The sequence below is a fragment of the Planctomycetota bacterium genome (genome assembly GCA_021414025.1).
Lineage (GTDB): Bacteria > Planctomycetota > Phycisphaerae > Phycisphaerales > SM1A02 > SYAC01.
In genome coordinates, this window is sequence record JAIOPG010000007.1 from 24472 (window position 1) to 43209 (window position 18738).

Genomic DNA, 18738 nt, shown 5'->3' on the forward strand with positions numbered 1-18738 from the left:
TGCGGGCGCGCCGCCGCCTCACTTCATCGGCAGCAGGTCCTCGGCCTCGCCCTTGCTCCAGGCTTTCACCCGCGGCATCATCACCTCGCGGCCGTAGATCTTCAGGCACGCCGCCACCGGAATGCTCAGCAGCATGCCGTACACCCCCGCCAGGGCCGCCCCCGCCAGCACCGCAACGAAAATGCTCACCGGCCCCAGGTCGGTGGCCCGACCGGCGATGATCGGAATCAGCACGTAGCCCTCGAGGGTCTGCACGATCGCGAAGACCAGCGTCGGCCCGAGCACGATCCACAGCCAGCTCATCCGCGCCTCCTCGGGCAGGATGAGCTGGTCCACCAGCAGCAGGCCGATGGCGATCGGCAATCCGACGGCGCAGAGATAGGGCACCACGCTGAAGAGCCCGATGACCAGGCCCAGCGTGATCGCGTAGGGCACGCCGCAGATTTTCCATCCGACGGCGAACATCACCGCCATGATGAGGCTGATCACGATGCGCCCGCGCACGAAGCCGCTCACGGCGTGGTCCATCTCCGCGATCAGCTTCACGGTGCCGGCGCGGTGGTTCTCGGGAATCAACCCGCGCAGCTTCTTGACCGCGGCCGGAAAGCTGATGGAGAAGAACCAGAAGTAGAAGGGAATCAGCGCGGTCAGGAATCCGATTGTCAGGAACTCCATCGCGGTGGCGAAGACGCTCTGCACGCTGGAGCCGAACATGTTGGTCCACGAGATGGCGGGCTGTCCGGTGACGATGCCGCGCTTGTTCAGGGCCTCCTCGACCGCCCGCTCGATGACTTCCTGGTTGACTTGCTGGGTCGACTTCGCCTCCGCGGGAACCGGTTTGACAGCCGGCGTTTCGGTTGCGCCGTTCGGAGTGCCGGAGGCCCCCGTCGGCGCATCCGCCGCCGCGCCGGCGGGCGCGGCCGGGGGTATGCCGCTGCCCGACCCGACATTTTCGCTGAACCACGAGCGGATCTTGCTCACCTGCTCCTTGTAGGGATCGGGAACCACCGACTGGGCGCGGTCGATCGCCGCGTTGAAGCGGCCGCTGCGGAAGGATTCCACGAAGGAGACGCTCTGCCCGATGACGATGGGCAGCGTGACGGCGATCACGAAGAGCAGCCCCAGTCCCGCGGTGCCCATGATGGTGCCCACCGCCGCGGGCCGCGACATGCGGAAGCGCCGGCACAGGCTCTCCACCAGCGGCTCGACCAAGTACGCCAGGCCGAAGGCGATCAGCAGCGGCACCGTCACCGAGCGCATCGCGTAGCCGGCGTAGAAAAGCAGCACCAGCAGCCCGATGACCATCGCGTCGCGGACCCCCTGGATCTGCCAGAGATGCAATTTGGAGAGGCGCGTCGTACTTTTGTCGTCGTGCATGCGCGACATGCTAAGCGATTCCCGCAGCGCGGGCGTCGGCGCGAGACTCAGCGATGCTGCATCGCGTTGACCAGACGGTCCCGGCCGAAGGCCTCGGAAAAGTCGAAGACGCCGCGGAAGTCGTCAAAGGAATCCTGCGGCGTCTTGCTGAGCAGACCCGCATCGATCATGGCGAAGACGATGCGGCCGAAGTCGTCGGTGCGGTGCACGTGCCAGCTGCGCAGCACTACCGGCGCCAGCAGGCCGTAGCGCTCGATGGCGTACTCGCGCAGCCCCATGCAGAGCTGCTGGCCCGACACATGGCGGTCGGCCTCGGTGGATTCCTGGCTGTGGATCACCTCGACGGTGCGCGACAGACCCTCACGAACAAAGCGGTAGGCCACCGGCGGATAGGGACCCGCCTTCGCGGCGAGCTGCCTGAGGTCCACGTCCAGGTTCGGTTGTTGGGTTTGCTCGGTCGACACGGGTCTCTCTTGGTGTATCGGTTCAATCTCCGCCAAAACTTGGATTCGAACGCCTGCACTCCATCGGCTGCCTCGCCGGCGCCCGCGAGGAATGGACTTAGCCTAGGTCGGGAATCCCGCAGGTCAACCGCTCTCGCCGATTTCCCGGGGAGCGACGATCCACTCGATTTCGCTCTTAGGATCAAAGATCGCCCCGAGCGACCCCTCCGACCCGGGGCCGGTCACCGCCAGCCATCCCATCTTCTCCCCGGGCGCGAAGGTCGCCTGATCCTCGGGCACGCCCAGCGCCCGAAGTCCGTGCACCGTCGCCATTTTCAGCAGGGTCGCGTCGTCCGCGCCGCCGCGCCGGCGCAGCAGCGCGATCTCGTCCAGCGGCGAGAGGCGGCGGGCGTGCTCCTCCTTCCGCAGGCTCACCACGCCGTCCGTGCCGATCGCCACGCAGAGGTCCATGGCCAGCATGTCGCGCCAGCGATGCAACTCCCCCGCCGGGCCGGGCCGGTCGAAGAAAGCGTTGGATCTCGGGCAGTAGGCGACGCAGGCGCCGCGCTCGCGCAGCAGGCGGATTTCCTCGGTGGTGACTTCGTTGACGTGCGCCACAACCGCGTGCGACGAGCGCCCCGCCATCCGCCGGGCGAACCATTCCGCCGGACGCGCTTTCCGCACCGGGATCGCGTCGCTCCATACTCCTGCGTTGCGCAGCAGCTCGACCAGCGCGCCCTCCAAACGCAGGGCGAATTCCGTTTCCTCGGCGCTCTCGGCCAGATGCGTGCTCACGGGAAGACCGCATTCAAGCGCGGCGTCGAAGACGCGGTCGCTCGCCGAGTAGAGCGCGTGCGGCTGAACTCCAAGCGTCACGCCATTGCGGGTCTGCGGCTTCAGCGAGGCGATCCACTCGAGGGCTTCCGCCTCGCGCGTCCCATGCAGGCCGAAAGTCTCCAGGAAGGAGACGCCGCCCAGCGGAGCCTCCGCCAGCGCCTCGAAGGCGTCCATCGACCGCAGTCCCGCGATGTCGCCCACCCAGCCCACGCCGCCGCGGAGGCTCAGCTCCGCGCCATGCTTCACGGCGCGGCGGATCGCCTCCGGCGTCTTGGGACGGAGCCCGATGATGCTCGCCAGCCACGCCGCGAACCCACCCGGGGCGCTTCGATCCAGTTCCACCGTTCCGATGTCGGTCAGGTCCAGATGCGCATGGGCGTTGACCAAAGGGGGAATCAGCACGCTGCGCGGCCGCACCACGACATTGGCATTCGCAATCGTGCCGATCTCCTGTGGAGTTCCCGCGGCACGAAGGTTCCGGCCCTCGAACAGCAGCGCCGCGGGCTCGAACGTCCGGCCCAGGCCGTCGCAGCCGCCGGCCGCATGGAACACGGTGCAATTTCCTCGTCGCATGGCGCCCACTTCGGCTACACTCCCCGCCTTCGGCGATCGCTTGAGATCGCTTTCGAACCGTTTACTGGAGATCCTTCGATGGCATGGAAGCGAATCACGTTTCTGACTTTGGTTCCGGTGTTGCTGGCGGCCTGCGTGCCTCAGCAGAAGTACGACGACCTGCTGACAGCCTACCGCGGACAGGAGCAGACGCTGCTGGCGACGCAGAGCGATCTGCAGACCGCGCGCACCAATGAGGAGCGCCTCCGCGCGCAGATGGCCGCGGCCGCTGCTGATCTCGAACAACTTCAGGGCCTGCGTTCCGGTGCCAAGGGCGACATCGACAAGCTGCTCGCCGACTATGAGCGGCTGCTCAAGCAGGTCGGCGAGATGGGCGTCGGCCCGCTGCCCGCCGAGTTGAACAAGGCGCTGACGGATCTCGCGGCGCAGTACCCGGACATTCTGACCTTCGACGCACGCACCGGCATGCTCCGCTTCTCCAGCGACTTCACCTTCGACTCCGGCTCGGTCGCGATCAAGCCCGCGGCCAAGACCCTCGTCGACAAGCTCGCGGGCATCCTGAACCAACCCGTCGCGCAGCAGTTCGAGGTCAAGGTTGTGGGACACACCGACAACGTGCCGATCCGCAAGGTCGCGGCGCAGCACCCGACCAACATGTACCTCTCCGCCCACCGCGCCATCAGCGTGCGCGACGCGCTGGTTTCCGACGGCGTCGCCGCCAACCGCATGCAGGTCGCCGGCTATGGCGAATACCGTCCGGTGGTGGCCAACGGACCCAACGGCGCAGCCGCCAACCGCCGCGTGGAGATTTTCCTCAGCCCGCTCACCATCCCCATCCTCTCCTCGGGTGATCCGACCGAGCGCTCCTCGGGGGCACCGGCCGCCGCGCCGGTCCGCTCCAAGAAGGGTGACGACGAGCCGACGAAATAAGGCCTCCATCAAGGCTTTTTGTTCCTCAATTGCCACTCAAAAGGCGTCCCGAAATGGACGCCTTTTTCATTATCGGCCTCGAAAAAATCCGCAAATCTCCCGCGAATCAAATCAGGGTGAGGACTGCGAGGTTCAGGTCCCGTTCACGACCCAAAAGGTTTTGATGAATTGGCAACTTTGTGCTTGAGTGGGCCTGAAATAGGGTTATGTTGGGATTGCAGTTCATAGCCGGCTTCATCGACCTTGGAAGGATTCCAAGGTAACGGATCATGTGCTGCATCCATCTCAGGGCCCATTTTATGCGAACCAACCACCTCGTCGCTGGACTCATGCTTGCCACCACAACTGCGGCCTTGGCCCAGTCGATCAACGAAATTCGCGTTCAGCAGACCGGCATCGACACCGAGATCTACGCGGAAATTTCCGGCACCGCCGGCACCGATCTCTCCACCTACACCTACCTGGTCATCGGCAACGACGACTTCGCCATCATGGGCATGCAGAATGGCTACATCGAGAGCGCCATCCAGCTCTCCGGCGTCATTCCCGCCAGCGGTTTCTACGTGGTGGCGGAGCCCTCCTACACGCTCACGACCCCCGACCTCTTCTCCTTCCTCGACTTCCAGTCCGACAACAACAAGACGCACATGCTGGTGCAGAATTTCACCGGCTCAGTCGGCGACATTGTTGATGCGGACCAGAACGGCGCCATTGACACGACCTTCTGGTCCTCCATCTCCTCGTCGGTCGCCCTGGTCGCCTTCACTCCGCAGGACGGACAGAGTTCCGACTACGTCTACAGCGCGGACACAATCGGACCCGACGGCGGCTCCTTCCCCAGCAAGGTGCAGCGCTGCCCCACCACACTGGTCTGGCAGATCGGATTCGCCGACGTTTCCCCGACCCATGACACCCCCGGCGCCGCCAATCCTGTCTGTGCCTCCGGCAACACGGTCGTCCAGCTCAATGAAGTGCGCATCGACCAGCAGGGCACCGACAACGACGAGTACGCGGAGCTCTCCGGCGAGCCTGGCGCGGATCTCAGCTCGCTGACCTACCTCGTGATCGGCGACGGCACGGCTTCGCTCAAGTCCGGCGTCGTGGAATGCATCATTCCGCTCACCGGTCAGACCATGCCGGCCAACGGCCTCTTCCTGATCACGCTCAAGAACACCGGCGGCCAGGACGGCATCGCCTTCGGCAAGGCGGGCAACCTGCAGACCGACAAGTTGATTTTTGAGAACAACGACAACGTCACGCACATCATCGTGCGCAACTACACGGGCAACGTCGCGGTCGGACAGGATCTCGACACCAACGACGACGGCGTCCTGGATGTCACTCCATGGACTGCGGTCGTCGACGGCGTGGCCGTCTGCAAGACCGACGCGGCGGCACCTCCCGTCAGCACCACTGAGGAATGGTGGTACACCCCCGTCGTCGAGGCGGGCGGCAATGTGCTCCGCTCCAAGGCCGACGGCATCAATCCCGCCGCGCATGTTTATCGCTGCTCGCCCCAGGGCTCCTGGAAGAACGGCTTCTTCGATCCCGTCGCTGCGGGCGCTGCGAACCTTGATTCCCCAAGCGCTGTGAATCCGGAATGCTCCAACTGCGGCGAAGCCGGAAGCGGAAGTTGCTTCACGGCCCACGCGGGTCCGGGCTGCGACAACGGCGCCTGCTGCTCCACCGTCTGCACCCTTCTGCCGGCGTGCTGCACGACGGCGTGGGACACCAACTGCACCGACACCTCCTTTGGCTACTGCCTGCAGGGCGGAAGCCCGCCGGCGATTCAGCTGAATGAAATCCGCACCAGCGACGAGTCGACACGCACGGCGAATCTGCCGCTCAACCAGTACCTTGAGATCGTCGGACCGCCCAATGCATCCCTCAACGGCGTCACCGTGGTGATCATCAACGACCAGGACGCCAATCCGCAGGATCCGCGCGGCGTGGTCGATGCGGCCACCAAGCTCGACGGCCTGCAGCTCGATTCCTCAGGCCGTTTCCTGATGGTGGAGAACGGGTTCAACATTGCGGGCGTCACGCCGAACTACAACAGCGGCGGCGGCCTGGCCCTGGACCTGAACAAGACCGGCACGGTGATGCTCGCCTGGAACTTCTACGGCTCGCGCAATGACGATCTCGATACCGACAACGACGGCACGCTCGACACGACGCCGTGGATCTCGGTCATCGACTCCGTCAGCCTGACCGATGGAACGGACGTGGGCGCGGCCTACTCCTCGACCGTGGTCGGACCGCACAACGTCGACACCGTCGACCGCCTGCCGGAGCATGTCTATCGCTGCACGTCGGACGGCACCTGGACCATGGGTCCCAGCGCGGTCACCGTGGGCTACGACACGCCTCGGGCCGACAACGCCGACTGCTCGCTGCCGGCCATCTACAACTGTGGAGACGGCGCCGCCGGCGATTGCTTCATGCCTCACGACAACGCGCACTGCTTCAACCGGGCGTGCTGCGAGGCCGTGTGTGATGTGGCTCCGGATTGCTGCGATGTGATCTGGGATCAACTCTGCGTCGACGCGGCGGGAACGCTGACTGCCTGCGGCGGCGGCTCGCCCATCGCGTACCTCAACGAAGCCCGCTTCGATGAAGTCAACACCGATGTCGACGAGTACGTCGAGATCAAGGCTGAACCCGGAACCGACCTCTCCGCCCTCACCTTCATCGTGGTCGGCGACGGATCCAACGTCACCAAGTCGGGTGTGATCGAGTGCGTCGTGCCGCTCACCGGACAGGTGGTGCCGGAGTCGGGTCTCTTCGTGATCACGCTCAAGACCGAGGGCGCAAATCCCCAGGACGGCATCGCCCTGGATTTCCCCGGTGATCTGCAGGTGGCCACGCTGAACCTTGAGAACAGCGACAACCTCACCCTGATGCTGGTGGATGGATTCAGCGGTGCGCTCAACGATGATCTGGATGCCGACGACGATGGCGTCATGGAAACTACTCCATGGGCGGGCGTCGAAGACTCCATCTCGATCGTGGGAACGGTCCATGCCGCTCCGACCGGAACCACCGAGGAATGGTGGTACGCATCGAGGATTGGTCCGAATGTGACCGGCCTTGCGTATCACATCTACCGTTGCTCACCGGTCGGTTACTGGTGGGCCGGCGTCCGCGACATCACCAATCCCGACACGATCACCGATCGTCCCGGACAGGCGAACATCACCTGCCCCGGCGAAGGCTCGAATTGCTTCGGTGATCTGGACGGATCGGGCGAGGTTGACGGCGGCGACATCGGCCTCGTGCTTCTGGACTTCGGTCCATGCCCGGGCTGCATGACCGATCTTGACGGATCGGGCGAAGTCGACGGCGGCGACATCGGACTGGTGCTGCTGAGTTTCGGCGCCTGCCAGTAAGCGTTCCATGAGTTGATTGAATCTTTGGACCCCGGAGCAATCCGGGGTCCATTTCTTTTTGCGGCGCGTTCGGGGACATTGCGGCGAAAGCCGGCGGCTATGCTCCGGGCTCGATGGCGGACAACGCAGTCATTGCCCTGGGCTCGTATGTGACGGATGCCATCTGCGGCTTCGGCCGCTTCACCGATTTCATCGCCGCCACCTTCCACCGAATCCTGCTGCATCCGGCCAAGAGCTTCCGCTGGCGGCTGCTGGGGCCGCAGCTCTACGCGGTCGGCGTGATGAGCATTCCGGTGGTGGCGATCACCGGCGCCTTCATCGGCATGATCCTGGCTCTGGAGGGATACAACCAGTTCGCGGCGATCGGCCAGGAGGACCGCATGGGCGGCATCATCAACGTCAGCGTGGTGAAGCAGATCGGCCCGGTGCTCGCCGCGGTCATGGTGGCGGGCCGGGTGGGATGCGCCCTGGCGGCGGAGCTGGGCACCATGCGGGTCACCGAGCAACTCGACGCGATGCGGGCCATGGCCGCCGACCCCGTGCAGCAGCTGGTGGTGCCGCGCGTGCTGGCCTGCACCATCATGACCCCCATCCTCACGATCTACTCGAACATGCTGGGCAGCCTGGGCGCGTGGCTGGTCACGGTGAAGGTCTTCGGCGTCAGCGGCGCGGACTACTGGTACTGGACGGCGCAATTCGTCTCGTGGCGCGAGCCCCTGGGTGGGCTGTGCAAGAGCCTCTTCTTCGGCGCCGCGATCGGATTGGTGTCCTGCTACAAGGGGTTCAACTGCCGGCCCGGCGCCGCCGGCGTCGGCCAGGCGGCGACCGCGAGCTTCGTGGCCAGTTTCATGGCCATCATCATGCTCAACCTGGTGCTGGCGCAGTTCCTCAACACCTTCATCCGCTGGATGTACCCCAACCTGCCCAGCGTCTTCGGATGACACCAGGACGGGATGCCGCGGCTTGCCGCGATTCGCGGCGGATGCCACAATTCGGGGCAAGGCCGTACACTTCGGCTCTCATTGCGGGAGTAGCTCAGTGGTAGAGCGGCAGCCTTCCAAGCAGCCACCCCTGCTCAATTCGGGCTTAAATTCCACTGTTTCAAGAACCCGTACCGCTTCTGCATACTCAACTGACCACAGTTGCCCTGCATCGCCTTGCGTTCCTCAAGAACTAACAGTTTTAATTAAATGTTGGAATGGGTTGTCTGAACCTGTTCAGAAAGGGCTATTGGCCCTAATTCGTTCGGTGATCGAATGAGACCCCCCACAACGCTCTACGATCTCTTCCAGACGGTTCCAAAGACTAATGTGGGGCAAATCCCCTGTACCTATTAACAGCCGGGAATCCCCTTTTTAAACACCCCACCCTGCTGGACTCAATCCGCTGAGAATGAGGTCAGAGTACTCCTGTCCGAACAGTTCCTAGGAAATGGGTCCCCGCTAAGTTCCATTTGGCTAGCCATTGGCTTCTAAGTGTGGGTGTTTTTTAAAATTTTTTTGGCAATTTTACAATCCTCTTCACCCCCATTTTTGAGCTGGAAATGGGGTCCTTGAAACATGCTGATTTACATCTATTGAAAATCCAATATTTCACGGTTTGAATCCACAATTCACATTTTTTTGAATTTTAAAAGATTTGTTCTGATTGGGTCAATCTTTACATACATATTTCTGGACAAGTGATTTTTTGTCTGACATCCTTTTTCCACCGCCGTTGTGGACACTGCCCCGACCCCAGTAAGTGTGGTCACATAAATGGGGACTAACGGGAGTAATCATCCACTTCAGAAGTGATGAAGGATTGTGAAGAGCTGCAGAGACCCGATCTGCTTCAAGAAGTGAACATTTGGACCCTAGTTCACCCCAATAGGAACCAGCCTATTGCACTCATGCAAGTCTGTAGTGGGCTGAATCCCAGCCATAATGGTGCAAGACTTGCCTTTACCGAGACCTTATACGGATAAGACTTGTAAAGACCTCTTAACAAGGGGTCTTTACACTCAACCATACCGGATGCGAAGTGGAAATGAAATTTCCACTTCCAATAATATATTTTTAGATCTGCATTGAATCCATATCAATGACTGCATACATTTTATATTAATTTCAATAAGACTTACTCTCATCTCACATGACTTATTCTTATTTTTCAGATGTCAAATCATCAATTTTTACTTTTTCGATAAATTCAATGAGAACATCATAAAAATATTGCGCTTTCGATTGTGTAACTTCCGGATAAATCCAAAGTCCGCTTTCATAATTCTCCCGAATCATAAGCCTGTACTTGTCAAGCCACACAGTGTCTCCCGGCTTTAATGGCAGAGGAAGCAGAAACTTAATCATAGGCCTCGCAGCAATTGCGTATTGTTGATTTGAATTGTTAGCCGTCTTATCAGAATCTATATCAGGCAATGATTTTTTAGTATTTTTTAATACCTCAAGAAGGTGTTCTCTGTCCCCCAAGAGGGCGATAAGCAGTTTGATACTAATATGTACAGCATGGTTTAATTTTACCGCATGGTCCAACTCTTTCGTAAATTCGAACGGATATACGCCAAATCGCACTTCTGGAAATGAGTATTTAACTGGCTTATATAGTTGGCGAAGATTCATCATACCATTCTCAAATGCACGACTCAATACTTCATATAATATGAAATTTATTATCCCACTACTTTGACCAATAACATTTTTTAGACCCGGATCGCCATGTTTGATTTGCAATAGCAGTTCGGGTATTCTAGTTGCAATTGCTGCTTTATTGCCGAACTGGAATGGCCTGATCGTAAAATATTTATCAAAATATCCCCAAAATTCAGCTAATGCTCCGTACTTATGGCGATATATACTCCGAAGATTTTGAACATCGCCAACAATTACAATTCGGTCAAAGCCGAATTTATTTTCATCGTCATCATCCATATGTACAGAAAGTACATTCAATATCCTAAATACATGCTCTGGATCGATTCTATCAAAGTCATCCAATATGAGTACGCTTTTTTTTGTTTCTGTTTTTAATTCATTTATCTTCAGTCGCAGTAAGTGACTTATATAATCTGTATCAACGATGCCTTCCATTGATTCGATTTTTTTATAGAACATCTCAATAACCTTATTGTCGCGTTCAATATACTCGCCTTTAAATTTTTGGAATTCCTTGTCAAGTTTCAACAATTCTTTCAATGGCCGCCCAAGTTTGCCCAGTATTTGCAGAATAGGATCAGGAGCAATAGCCAATGCGTTTTCTCCTGTAGTTATCACTGATCGTAAAACTCCATTTGCTGATGCCTTTTCCCTAACGAATGCATAGAATATTTCAACCCAATCCTTAACACCATTTATGTTTTCGCCCTGAAATGCATCTGGATATTTTTTGAGCAATTCAACGAGGATGTCATATTTTAATAGTTCAACAATATTTTCATTGCTTGTAATTTGATAACGAATGGGGTAAAGATGATATGTATCGTATTTCCGATTTGCTTCAAAAAATTTCTTTAAAAATAGTGTTTTTCCAATCCCATATTTCCCAGAAAAGAATATTCTTCTATTATTGTCAATTGACAGAAATTCACTAAATTCATCTTTGGGTACATCGATTGGGATAAAGACATTTGGCACTTGATTCATGCTTCTGTTTCCGATTTGGCTTCGAGCATAGCTGATGCTTGTCATTCATTTAGAGAATACGACCATGAACCACACCATTCGAGAAGTAGTGAACCACTTGTTAGGTTCCACTAGATTGAATTCCTAGTCGAATTGAGAACGGTCCAGTGTCTCGCATAACTCTCACTTTGTCTGGACTAGGATCGGGGGAGTAGACCATTGACTTGACTCTGGTTCTTGAATTGTGTGTTTCATTTTTTATTCCATTAACATGGAGAATTGAGTGTGCAATCAATTGCTGGGGCCTGAACTACAGTTTTGATGCCGACGGTTTATTCCGAGACGCATCGACCACTACAACATCGATCTCGATGCCTCGCGATGCCACGGAACTGGCGGCGAATTTAAGTTGCGAGATGTTTCTATTTTGGGAGTCGTCGTACGCCACAAGTAAGTAAACACCATACTTGCCAACGTCCGCAACGATATAGGTAGGAAGCTGCTGTGTCACGCCGCGAATCCACTTAGTATTGTTTGCCAGTTTCGCTTCAAGTAGACACTTGGCGTTAAAGCCATACGAAAACTTGAAGTCAACAGGCCCGCGGCCCGCGTTTGTTTCAGGATCGACACTAACGTTGTTCTTAGCACAAATCAGAAAGACCAGCCCGAACATCAACCGCTGAACAGCCTTTTCCCCCTTTTGTTGGGTTCCATCCCACAGTAGCTCCCACCCTTTCTGCTGCTCAATGAAGTGCTTAAAGTAATTCGCTAGAGCGAGTACAAACCGTTTCATCTCAGCTCCGGTAGTTGGGGGCGTGAACTGGAACGGATGAGTCGATAAATGATCGAACGCGGCTTTCTGCATTGTCACGCCCATACGGTCTCGCTTGAAGTCATAGGGCTTGCCGCCAATTTGGGCGGCCATCTTCATGAACTCGCCGCGTGTTTTCTCGTCCTTTCGAGCTGCTTCGAGGACCTTTACTTTGTCGAAGGTGACAAGCTTTCTTGAAAGTTCTTCACGGTGGTGTTCTCTCCATTGCCGCTCAGCGTACTTATTGAATTCAGTGCTACCCAAGGTGGGCAGGTGCCGTAGAAACCGTTGCGGCGTGAGAAGTAACGGCTTCCCTGTCCGGGGATTCAGAGGAACAACTGCATCGACCGCCACCCAACGATCCTGCGCCAAGTCATACCGAGCTCGGTCAAGTGGTCTCTTCTCCATCGGGATCTTCAGCTCGGCACAGATCCGAGCGGTATAGAGGGCAAATCTCCACTTGGAAATCCCGGCCGTGGCGTCGCTAATCCGATCAGGACCGATACTGCCGCCAAGGATGCTAATTTCCTCGAAGTGCTTGATGTCCTTCAATCCGAGCGCAATAGAAGCCATAATTGCCTGAACCATGAGTCTAGCCAGGCCCGCTCCAGTCCCCGCACCTTCGGTTCCTTCGCTGTACCCAAGACACAGTTCTCCCGCTTCGGGCATGTGCATCGCCTGAATGACCGTTTGGATTGACGAAGAAGAGATATCAGTTCCGGCTTTGGCAACCCTGTGGTATTGGCGCTGAAAGAACTCGACGACTTCAACATGCGCGCCCTTGAACTCGTCCTCCTGCTCCAAATCGAGCATCAAGAACGGATCAATGCAAAGCGGAGAATCTAGGACGATGCAGGGGTCAAACCACTCTTCCGACCCATCAAGCGTCAATCCGTAAGCTTCGCTGAAGGTCAGTGCACGAGCGTTTGCCATTGAGTTAATTGTACGTAACACGCGATCGCGCGCTGACGCAAGTTGAACACCGCTGTAATCGAAACGATGTTTCCTGCTGTTCGCATGGACGAGCGACCAATTGGATGTGCACGATCAGGGTCTATGGTCTACAATGTTGCCATTCCGCCGATGCGGCAATAGCTTGAGATAGTGGGGACATTGATTTAGCGCTCACTACGTTGAGAGAATGGAGATTCAGATGGGTAAATGGAAGGGTGACCAGAATAGTGGCAAACCAATCACGCCTGCCGTCGTTCGAGAGGTTAAGGTTCTGGCCAAGGGCAACACGCCTACTCGCGTAATTGCCGGTTTAACCGGACGAACCGAAGCGGCTGTACGGCACATCGCGTCGCAGAACAATATCTCGCTAAAGCCCACGAACCAATCGCCAAATAAGGGAAAGAGCCGATAGTTAAACAGCGGCCAGATCAAATGCGAATAGCAAACAGGGCCGAAATTCTCAAAGCTGTTCAAACTCCACTTGGCTTTTTTGCCCTAGCACTGATTGTTGTCGAAGTGGTGTTTGGTATTGTGGCTGGATTAGCATCTGGCACCGATCGCACTTATGCCATTTTTGGCATGCTGAGCGTACTACTCCTCCTAATTATTATCGTCGCAATCATTACCTTTTTCCGGCCTGAAGCCTTGTTTGGCAAGCGACAAGATACTTCCGTACCAACTTTACCTCCTGCAGGTAAATTCGTAAATACGAATGGTGCGCCGGCGAATTTGCTTCCCGCCCGACTGATCTCCTTTGGAATGCAGAATATTTACAATATGCAAGATCCGAAGGAACAAGATGCGCGAAATCACAAGACGCGAGAGATCATTAACTCGGGCAGCGATTACTCGTTACTTAGCCTCTCATCGGCGTCCTATATTGATCCTTCATTGGCTCGACACTGGGAAACACTTCGTCCTAAGCTGAACGACGGCAAATCGTTTCGACTTCTCATCCAAAATCCGTTTTGTAGAGAAAAACAAGTGCGCGATCATTTGAATGACGTGACGCGGTTCGATTCAAAGCTACGCATTGATCTAATGATTCAACTTTATAATCGTTATAATAATTTCGACGTTCGATTTACTGACACTAGCATTTATTGCGCCGTATTTTTTACACAAACGGACATGATTTATGATCCGTACCATTTGGGAAAATTGGGAAATCGAATCGAGAATTATTTCGTTTCATTTCATCTAGCGCGTCACAAGATCGCTCCCTCGGGTCATAGTTATTACGAAATCCTGAAGCAGCATTTTGAGTATTTGTGGAAGGAAGACAGCCTGGGGTTAGAGGATTTTTGCGACTCTCATCAATCTCAACTGAATTCTCTTGGTACGGGCAGTATGTCGGTGCAGAGACGAAAATCAAAAGGCGGGAATATATGAAAATAAGCGTTGGCGCAGTGATTCTTAACTCATCTGGGGATCAAATTCTTTTGCTGCGCCGTCGTCAAAGTCCCGAGGCTGACAAATGGACCATTCCCGGTGGCCGAGTAGAACCGGGAGAAGCACCACATGAGGCATTGGTTCGTGAACTGAAAGAGGAACTCGCATCCGCGTCTCAGATAATTCGATACATTGGGCAGTTCCAATATGCAATTGATGAATTGGATTCTCCCATAGCTTCACTTTGCTATCTCGTCGAGCTTTTAGGAAATCCTGTAAACGCAGAGCCTGAACACCACTCGGAGCTTCGGTGGTTTCCGATGATCTGCTTGCCTGAACTTCTCGCACAACCGGCAACGTACGCCGCAAAGATGCTGCCCAAATTAATTCCCACAACGAAAGTAGTGTTACCGAAAAACGTCAATGTATTGCTCATTCAACCATTTTTCCCATTCGCAGACGAAGAAGCGCTGAGTTTGCCCCTCGGACTTGCTTCTCTTATCGCAGTACTACGGTCCCACGGGATTTCCGCGGAAGTGCTGGATTGTAACATAGCGACCGATTACACGACACTTATACGCTTGCAGTCCTCCAATTTAAGCGTGCCAATTGTCGGCGTGCAATTCCACAGCGACATGTCGGTCGATTGGGCGCGACGTGAATGTGCAGCATTAAGAAGATCACTGCCTAACACCATCATGATTGGTGGTGGCGAGGTAGGATCATCAACGGCAGAGGAACTTGTCCGGACAAATGTTGTTGATATCGTGGTTCGAGGTGAAGGAGAAACGACCTTTACCGCTCTGTGCAGCGCCATACTTGCCAATCGGGATTGGCATCAACTTCCCGGCCTGACCTGGCGAACAGGAAATAAAGTTGAGTCCACCTTGGATGCAGAATTCATCACAGATCTCGATTGCTTACCAAAACCCGATATTGACGCTTTCCGTTGGAAGCAATACGGTCAGTGGTCGCTCTTCACCGCTCGTGGCTGTCCATTTCGATGCACATTTTGCAGCTCTGCTGCCTTCTGGCGACATTCTGTTCGTTATCACAGTCCCGAAAGGGTACTGGAGGAAATAGAACGATTAGTGCAACATTATAGCGCGAGTGACATCTACTTCGCCGACGACACGTTTACGTTAAATCGAAATCGGATCTTGAAACTTTGCAGTCTTCTACTGCTTCGAAGAATCCGAGTACGGTGGTCATGCCTTACGCGCGCCGATTGTGTAGACGAAGAACTTCTAGTACAGATGGCTGCGGCTGGCTGTGTACAGATAAGTTTTGGATTAGAATCTGCAAACGATAGGGTTCTTGATGATGTGAAAAAAAACCTGTCGATGTCAGATGTTTCAACGGCGCTTGCACTATGCCGACAATGTGGCATCCGGTCTAGGGTTAGTGTGATTTTGGGTTTACCCTCTGATGATATTGCAAGTTTGGGTTGTACACTTAGATTTCTTTGCGAATCACGCCCAAACGAAGTCCAAATTTACGGATTGACCCCGCACGACGGAACAAACCTGTATGGGAATCTGACCGTAGCTGGCGTTCACATCCTGCAAGAAGATCAGTCTTTGTGGTCGCGTAACGCTCTCAATCCCGTTTGCGAAACGAACAATCTCACGGCCCTTCAGATTCGCGATGCTGCTTTGCAGTTTGTACACGCCATGCAGGAATTGGGATACGTGTATCTCAACGAAGCATTGACTCCCAAGAAAAGAAATTTAGAGCGAACAGTCGCCACGAGTTTCACCCCTATTCAAGGAATACGAACCGGCACATTAGGGGCACATTAACACACGTTTAGTGCTGCGAAACACCATTAAATGTTTATCAACGTTTAATACCTCCCTGTGTCGGGCATTCCATAATATGGGCCTCCCCCCCCAAGTTAGGTCCAGCTTCAGCGGGAAAAATTCTACAGCTTATTACTATCGTTCAATCTGTAACAGCGATTCAGATTGTTCTGGTGAAGTTGATTGTGCCGATCTCGGCCTCTTGATTTTGGAACTTGCCAGCAAAACAGTAATTGATAAGAAAATGAACAAATTCAACAACTTTTATTCATTTAAATTCTTCGTCTACGATCAAAGAATTGGAAATACAACTAACCGCAGGATTACCTTCAGGAACGCCTTTAGCGACATCTAAATGGTGTTACAGAGGTTGGCAAGGCTTTCCTGTACCCCGGGGCACCTCTAAATGCGTGATTTCGAACGGACTCTTTGGTTCCCTACTGTCGCGTAAGGATTATAAAGTAACTTGATGATACTGCCATAATGGCAATCCGGGGATGGTAAATAGAGTTGCTAGTTTTATTTAATGCTTCTGCCCACTTAACAATTCTATTACATCTTTATTCCATTCTTTCTGGATATATTATTAGATTTTGTCAGTTATTCGCTTGACAAGGGTGTTATTATATGGTATAATTATCCACTTAGAAGATCGTTCCCGTGTTACTGATTGCATGGTTGGAAAGGCTTTTTGTGGATTTTTTAAATACTGATAATGCGAGCGGCGATGGCATTGAGAAGAATGACAATCTGAAACTAAATACAAATTCGAGGATGGCGCTACCGGAATCTGTGCAACCGGCAGTGCCGGGCATTGCTTCGAGATATTTTGATTCAAAACAGGCAGCAAAATTTCTAGGAATTTCTGTACGCCACTTATGGACGCTAAAGAATCAAAACTTGATTCCTTGGTTCCCTCTAGGTCGATGTGTTCGCTATTCGCCTGAAGTCATCAATGCATATTTGACAGAACAAATGCAAAAGAAGGGAAAGCGACGATGAAAACTCGAACCCATTCTCAACGGACTCGTGGCACTGGCACTTTGAAACGTCGATGCAAAATATGGTATGGAATTTATTTTGATGCATCTGGAAAGCGAATTACACGTTCAACAGGTACATCTGACCAATCGGTTGCGAATCGACTATTGAATAAATGGACAGATGAAGTAACCCTTCTAAAAATGGGGCTCATCAATTCCACTCAAAATCGAATTCTTACACAATCTAAGAAAACAATTGAAGCACATGTTGATGATTACTTGGCTCATTGCAATAGAGATGAGCAAGCTAAAAAGCATATTAAGCAAAAGAGACATCAACTAACAAGTTGGTTTGCTTTCTCGAATGTTTCGCAACTTCAAGACATCTCGTCTGAATCTCTAGAGCAATATCTTGATGGGAGGCATGACCAAGGCTTGTCAGCTCGTTCATGGAACCAGACACTTCAAATTGCTCGTGCTTTTGTAAATTGGTGTGTGAAGGACAGTCGCCTACCTTCTAGTCCGCTTGTAAACATTCCTAAGAAAAATGAAAAACTTGACCATAGACGAGTTCGACGGACAGTTACAACGGAACAAATTGAAAATTTATTAGCGGTTGCAAGACCAAGGGGAAGAGAAGCGTGGTATGCCCTAGTCATAATGCTTGGTTTTAGAAAGGGTGATCTACAACAACTCGAATGGACCGATCTTGATCTCGTGAGCCCCCTACCTACAGTTACATTCCGTTTTGAAAAATCCCGCCGAAATAGCGTTCTTCCTTTGCTACCTGAACTTGTAGAGATTCTTCAGGATCACAAGTCGAAACAGCCATCAAATGCCAAACGAGTTTTCCCAACAACAGTGACGGATAGAACTCGTGATAAAGATTTGAAACGAGCAGGGATTCCAAAATTCAACGAAAAGGGTGCCGTAGTTGATCTACATTCATTTCGAAAAACAATGGGTACGAACCTTGCTCGTGCTGGAGTGCCGCAGGGATCAACCAAAGAGATGTTGCGTCATTCAGATTACAGAACAACTGATGCATTTTATGTTGATCTCGACATGCAAGATAAGGTGAATGCAACGAAATTACTTCCAAAAATTGAAAGGCGACCACTTAGGATTTCTAATAGTGATTCCACTTCAAATTTGGCACTTTCCCCCTGTACACAGAACTGTACACAGTTACCTTGCTTTTCATTGCATCAGGATGCATCAACTAACACCGACTCGACGCTAGAAAAGCCCGTAGTACAATCAAAACCTCTTTGCGGGAGTAGCTCAGTGGTAGAGCGGCAGCCTTCCAAGCTGCATGTCGCGAGTTCAAGTCTCGTCTCCCGCTTTCGCGTTTGGGTCGCCGTCACTCCTTTCCTCGGAGGATTTCACGATGAAAAAGATTCGCACCCTGGCATCGCTTTCCATCCTGCTGGTTCTGGGAGGCTGCAGCGCCGCGTTCGGCCCCTCGGGAGGCGTTCCCGCCTATGCGTTCAACTTCGCCTGCTTCAGGGCGCCGGTCACCCTCGACAGCCCGCCATCGACGAGCACGATGCCGCTGCCCAATGGCGTTTCGCCGAAGACGCAACCAGCAGCCACGGTCGCCGCGCCGAATTCGCCCGCGAAGTGAGCG

General features: G+C 54.2%; 12 protein-coding genes, 1 tRNA gene and 1 pseudogene. 9 read left to right on the forward strand and 5 right to left on the reverse strand.

From position 1 onward, the window contains the following. Positions 1 to 18: 18 nt before the first annotated feature. The 3 genes from K8R92_09225 to K8R92_09235 form a co-directional block, all read right to left on the reverse strand. Complete coding sequence (locus tag K8R92_09225) at positions 19 to 1377, reverse strand: AI-2E family transporter (protein MCE9620081.1); 1359 nt, start codon at positions 1375 to 1377, stop codon at positions 19 to 21. A 47-nt stretch (positions 1378 to 1424) separates the two neighbouring features. Next, complete coding sequence (locus tag K8R92_09230) at positions 1425 to 1841, reverse strand: hypothetical protein (protein ID MCE9620082.1); 417 nt, start codon at positions 1839 to 1841, stop codon at positions 1425 to 1427. Between the two features lie 123 nt (positions 1842 to 1964). Continuing rightward, on the reverse strand, positions 1965 to 3209 hold the full coding sequence (locus K8R92_09235; protein ID MCE9620083.1) for an amidohydrolase family protein: 1245 nt from the start codon (positions 3207 to 3209) through the stop codon (positions 1965 to 1967). A 99-nt stretch (positions 3210 to 3308) separates the two neighbouring features. Here K8R92_09235 and K8R92_09240 point away from each other — a divergent pair, with 99 nt between their 5' ends. The 3 genes from K8R92_09240 (at position 3309) to K8R92_09250 (ending at position 8490) form a co-directional block, all read left to right on the forward strand. Beyond that, on the forward strand, positions 3309 to 4160 hold the full coding sequence (locus K8R92_09240) for an OmpA family protein (protein ID MCE9620084.1): 852 nt from the start codon (positions 3309 to 3311) through the stop codon (positions 4158 to 4160). A 329-nt stretch (positions 4161 to 4489) separates the two neighbouring features. Further along, positions 4490 to 7549 carry a hypothetical protein gene (locus tag K8R92_09245; protein MCE9620085.1) on the forward strand — a complete coding sequence of 1020 codons (3060 nt, stop codon included), beginning with the start codon at positions 4490 to 4492 and terminating at the stop codon, positions 7547 to 7549. Positions 7550 to 7662: 113 nt separating this feature from the next. Beyond that, a complete protein-coding gene (locus tag K8R92_09250) occupies positions 7663 to 8490 on the forward strand; it encodes an ABC transporter permease (GenBank protein MCE9620086.1) in 828 nt (275 codons plus the stop codon). A gap of 1203 nt (positions 8491 to 9693) precedes the next feature. Here K8R92_09250 and K8R92_09255 read toward each other — a convergent pair. Then, positions 9694 to 11232 (reverse strand): hypothetical protein, encoded by a 1539-nt coding sequence (locus K8R92_09255; GenBank protein MCE9620087.1) that lies wholly within the window; start codon positions 11230 to 11232, stop codon positions 9694 to 9696. A 244-nt stretch (positions 11233 to 11476) separates the two neighbouring features. Further along, on the reverse strand, positions 11477 to 12910 hold the full coding sequence (locus tag K8R92_09260) for a hypothetical protein (protein MCE9620088.1): 1434 nt from the start codon (positions 12908 to 12910) through the stop codon (positions 11477 to 11479). Between the two features lie 453 nt (positions 12911 to 13363). Between K8R92_09260 and K8R92_09265 the strand changes: the two genes are divergently transcribed. From K8R92_09265 to K8R92_09290, 6 genes and pseudogenes are all read left to right on the forward strand, one after another. Further along, positions 13364 to 14323, forward strand: a complete 960-nt coding sequence (locus K8R92_09265; protein ID MCE9620089.1) for a hypothetical protein — start codon at positions 13364 to 13366, stop codon at positions 14321 to 14323. After that, complete coding sequence (locus tag K8R92_09270) at positions 14320 to 16125, forward strand: NUDIX domain-containing protein (GenBank protein ID MCE9620090.1); 1806 nt, start codon at positions 14320 to 14322, stop codon at positions 16123 to 16125. Before K8R92_09265 ends, K8R92_09270 begins: the two co-directional genes overlap by 4 nt. A gap of 660 nt (positions 16126 to 16785) precedes the next feature. Then, the gene (locus K8R92_09275) at positions 16786 to 17127 is read left to right on the forward strand and encodes a helix-turn-helix domain-containing protein (GenBank protein ID MCE9620091.1); all 342 of its coding nucleotides are present in this window, start codon (positions 16786 to 16788) and stop codon (positions 17125 to 17127) included. Between the two features lie 365 nt (positions 17128 to 17492). Further along, a pseudogene (locus K8R92_09280) lies at positions 17493 to 18173 on the forward strand (tyrosine-type recombinase/integrase). 208 nt (positions 18174 to 18381) lie between these two features. Further along, a tRNA-Gly gene (locus K8R92_09285) sits at positions 18382 to 18453 on the forward strand. A gap of 45 nt (positions 18454 to 18498) precedes the next feature. Further along, positions 18499 to 18735, forward strand: coding sequence for a hypothetical protein (locus tag K8R92_09290; protein MCE9620092.1), 237 nt, complete (start codon positions 18499 to 18501; stop codon positions 18733 to 18735). The last annotated feature ends 3 nt before the right edge of the window (positions 18736 to 18738 follow it).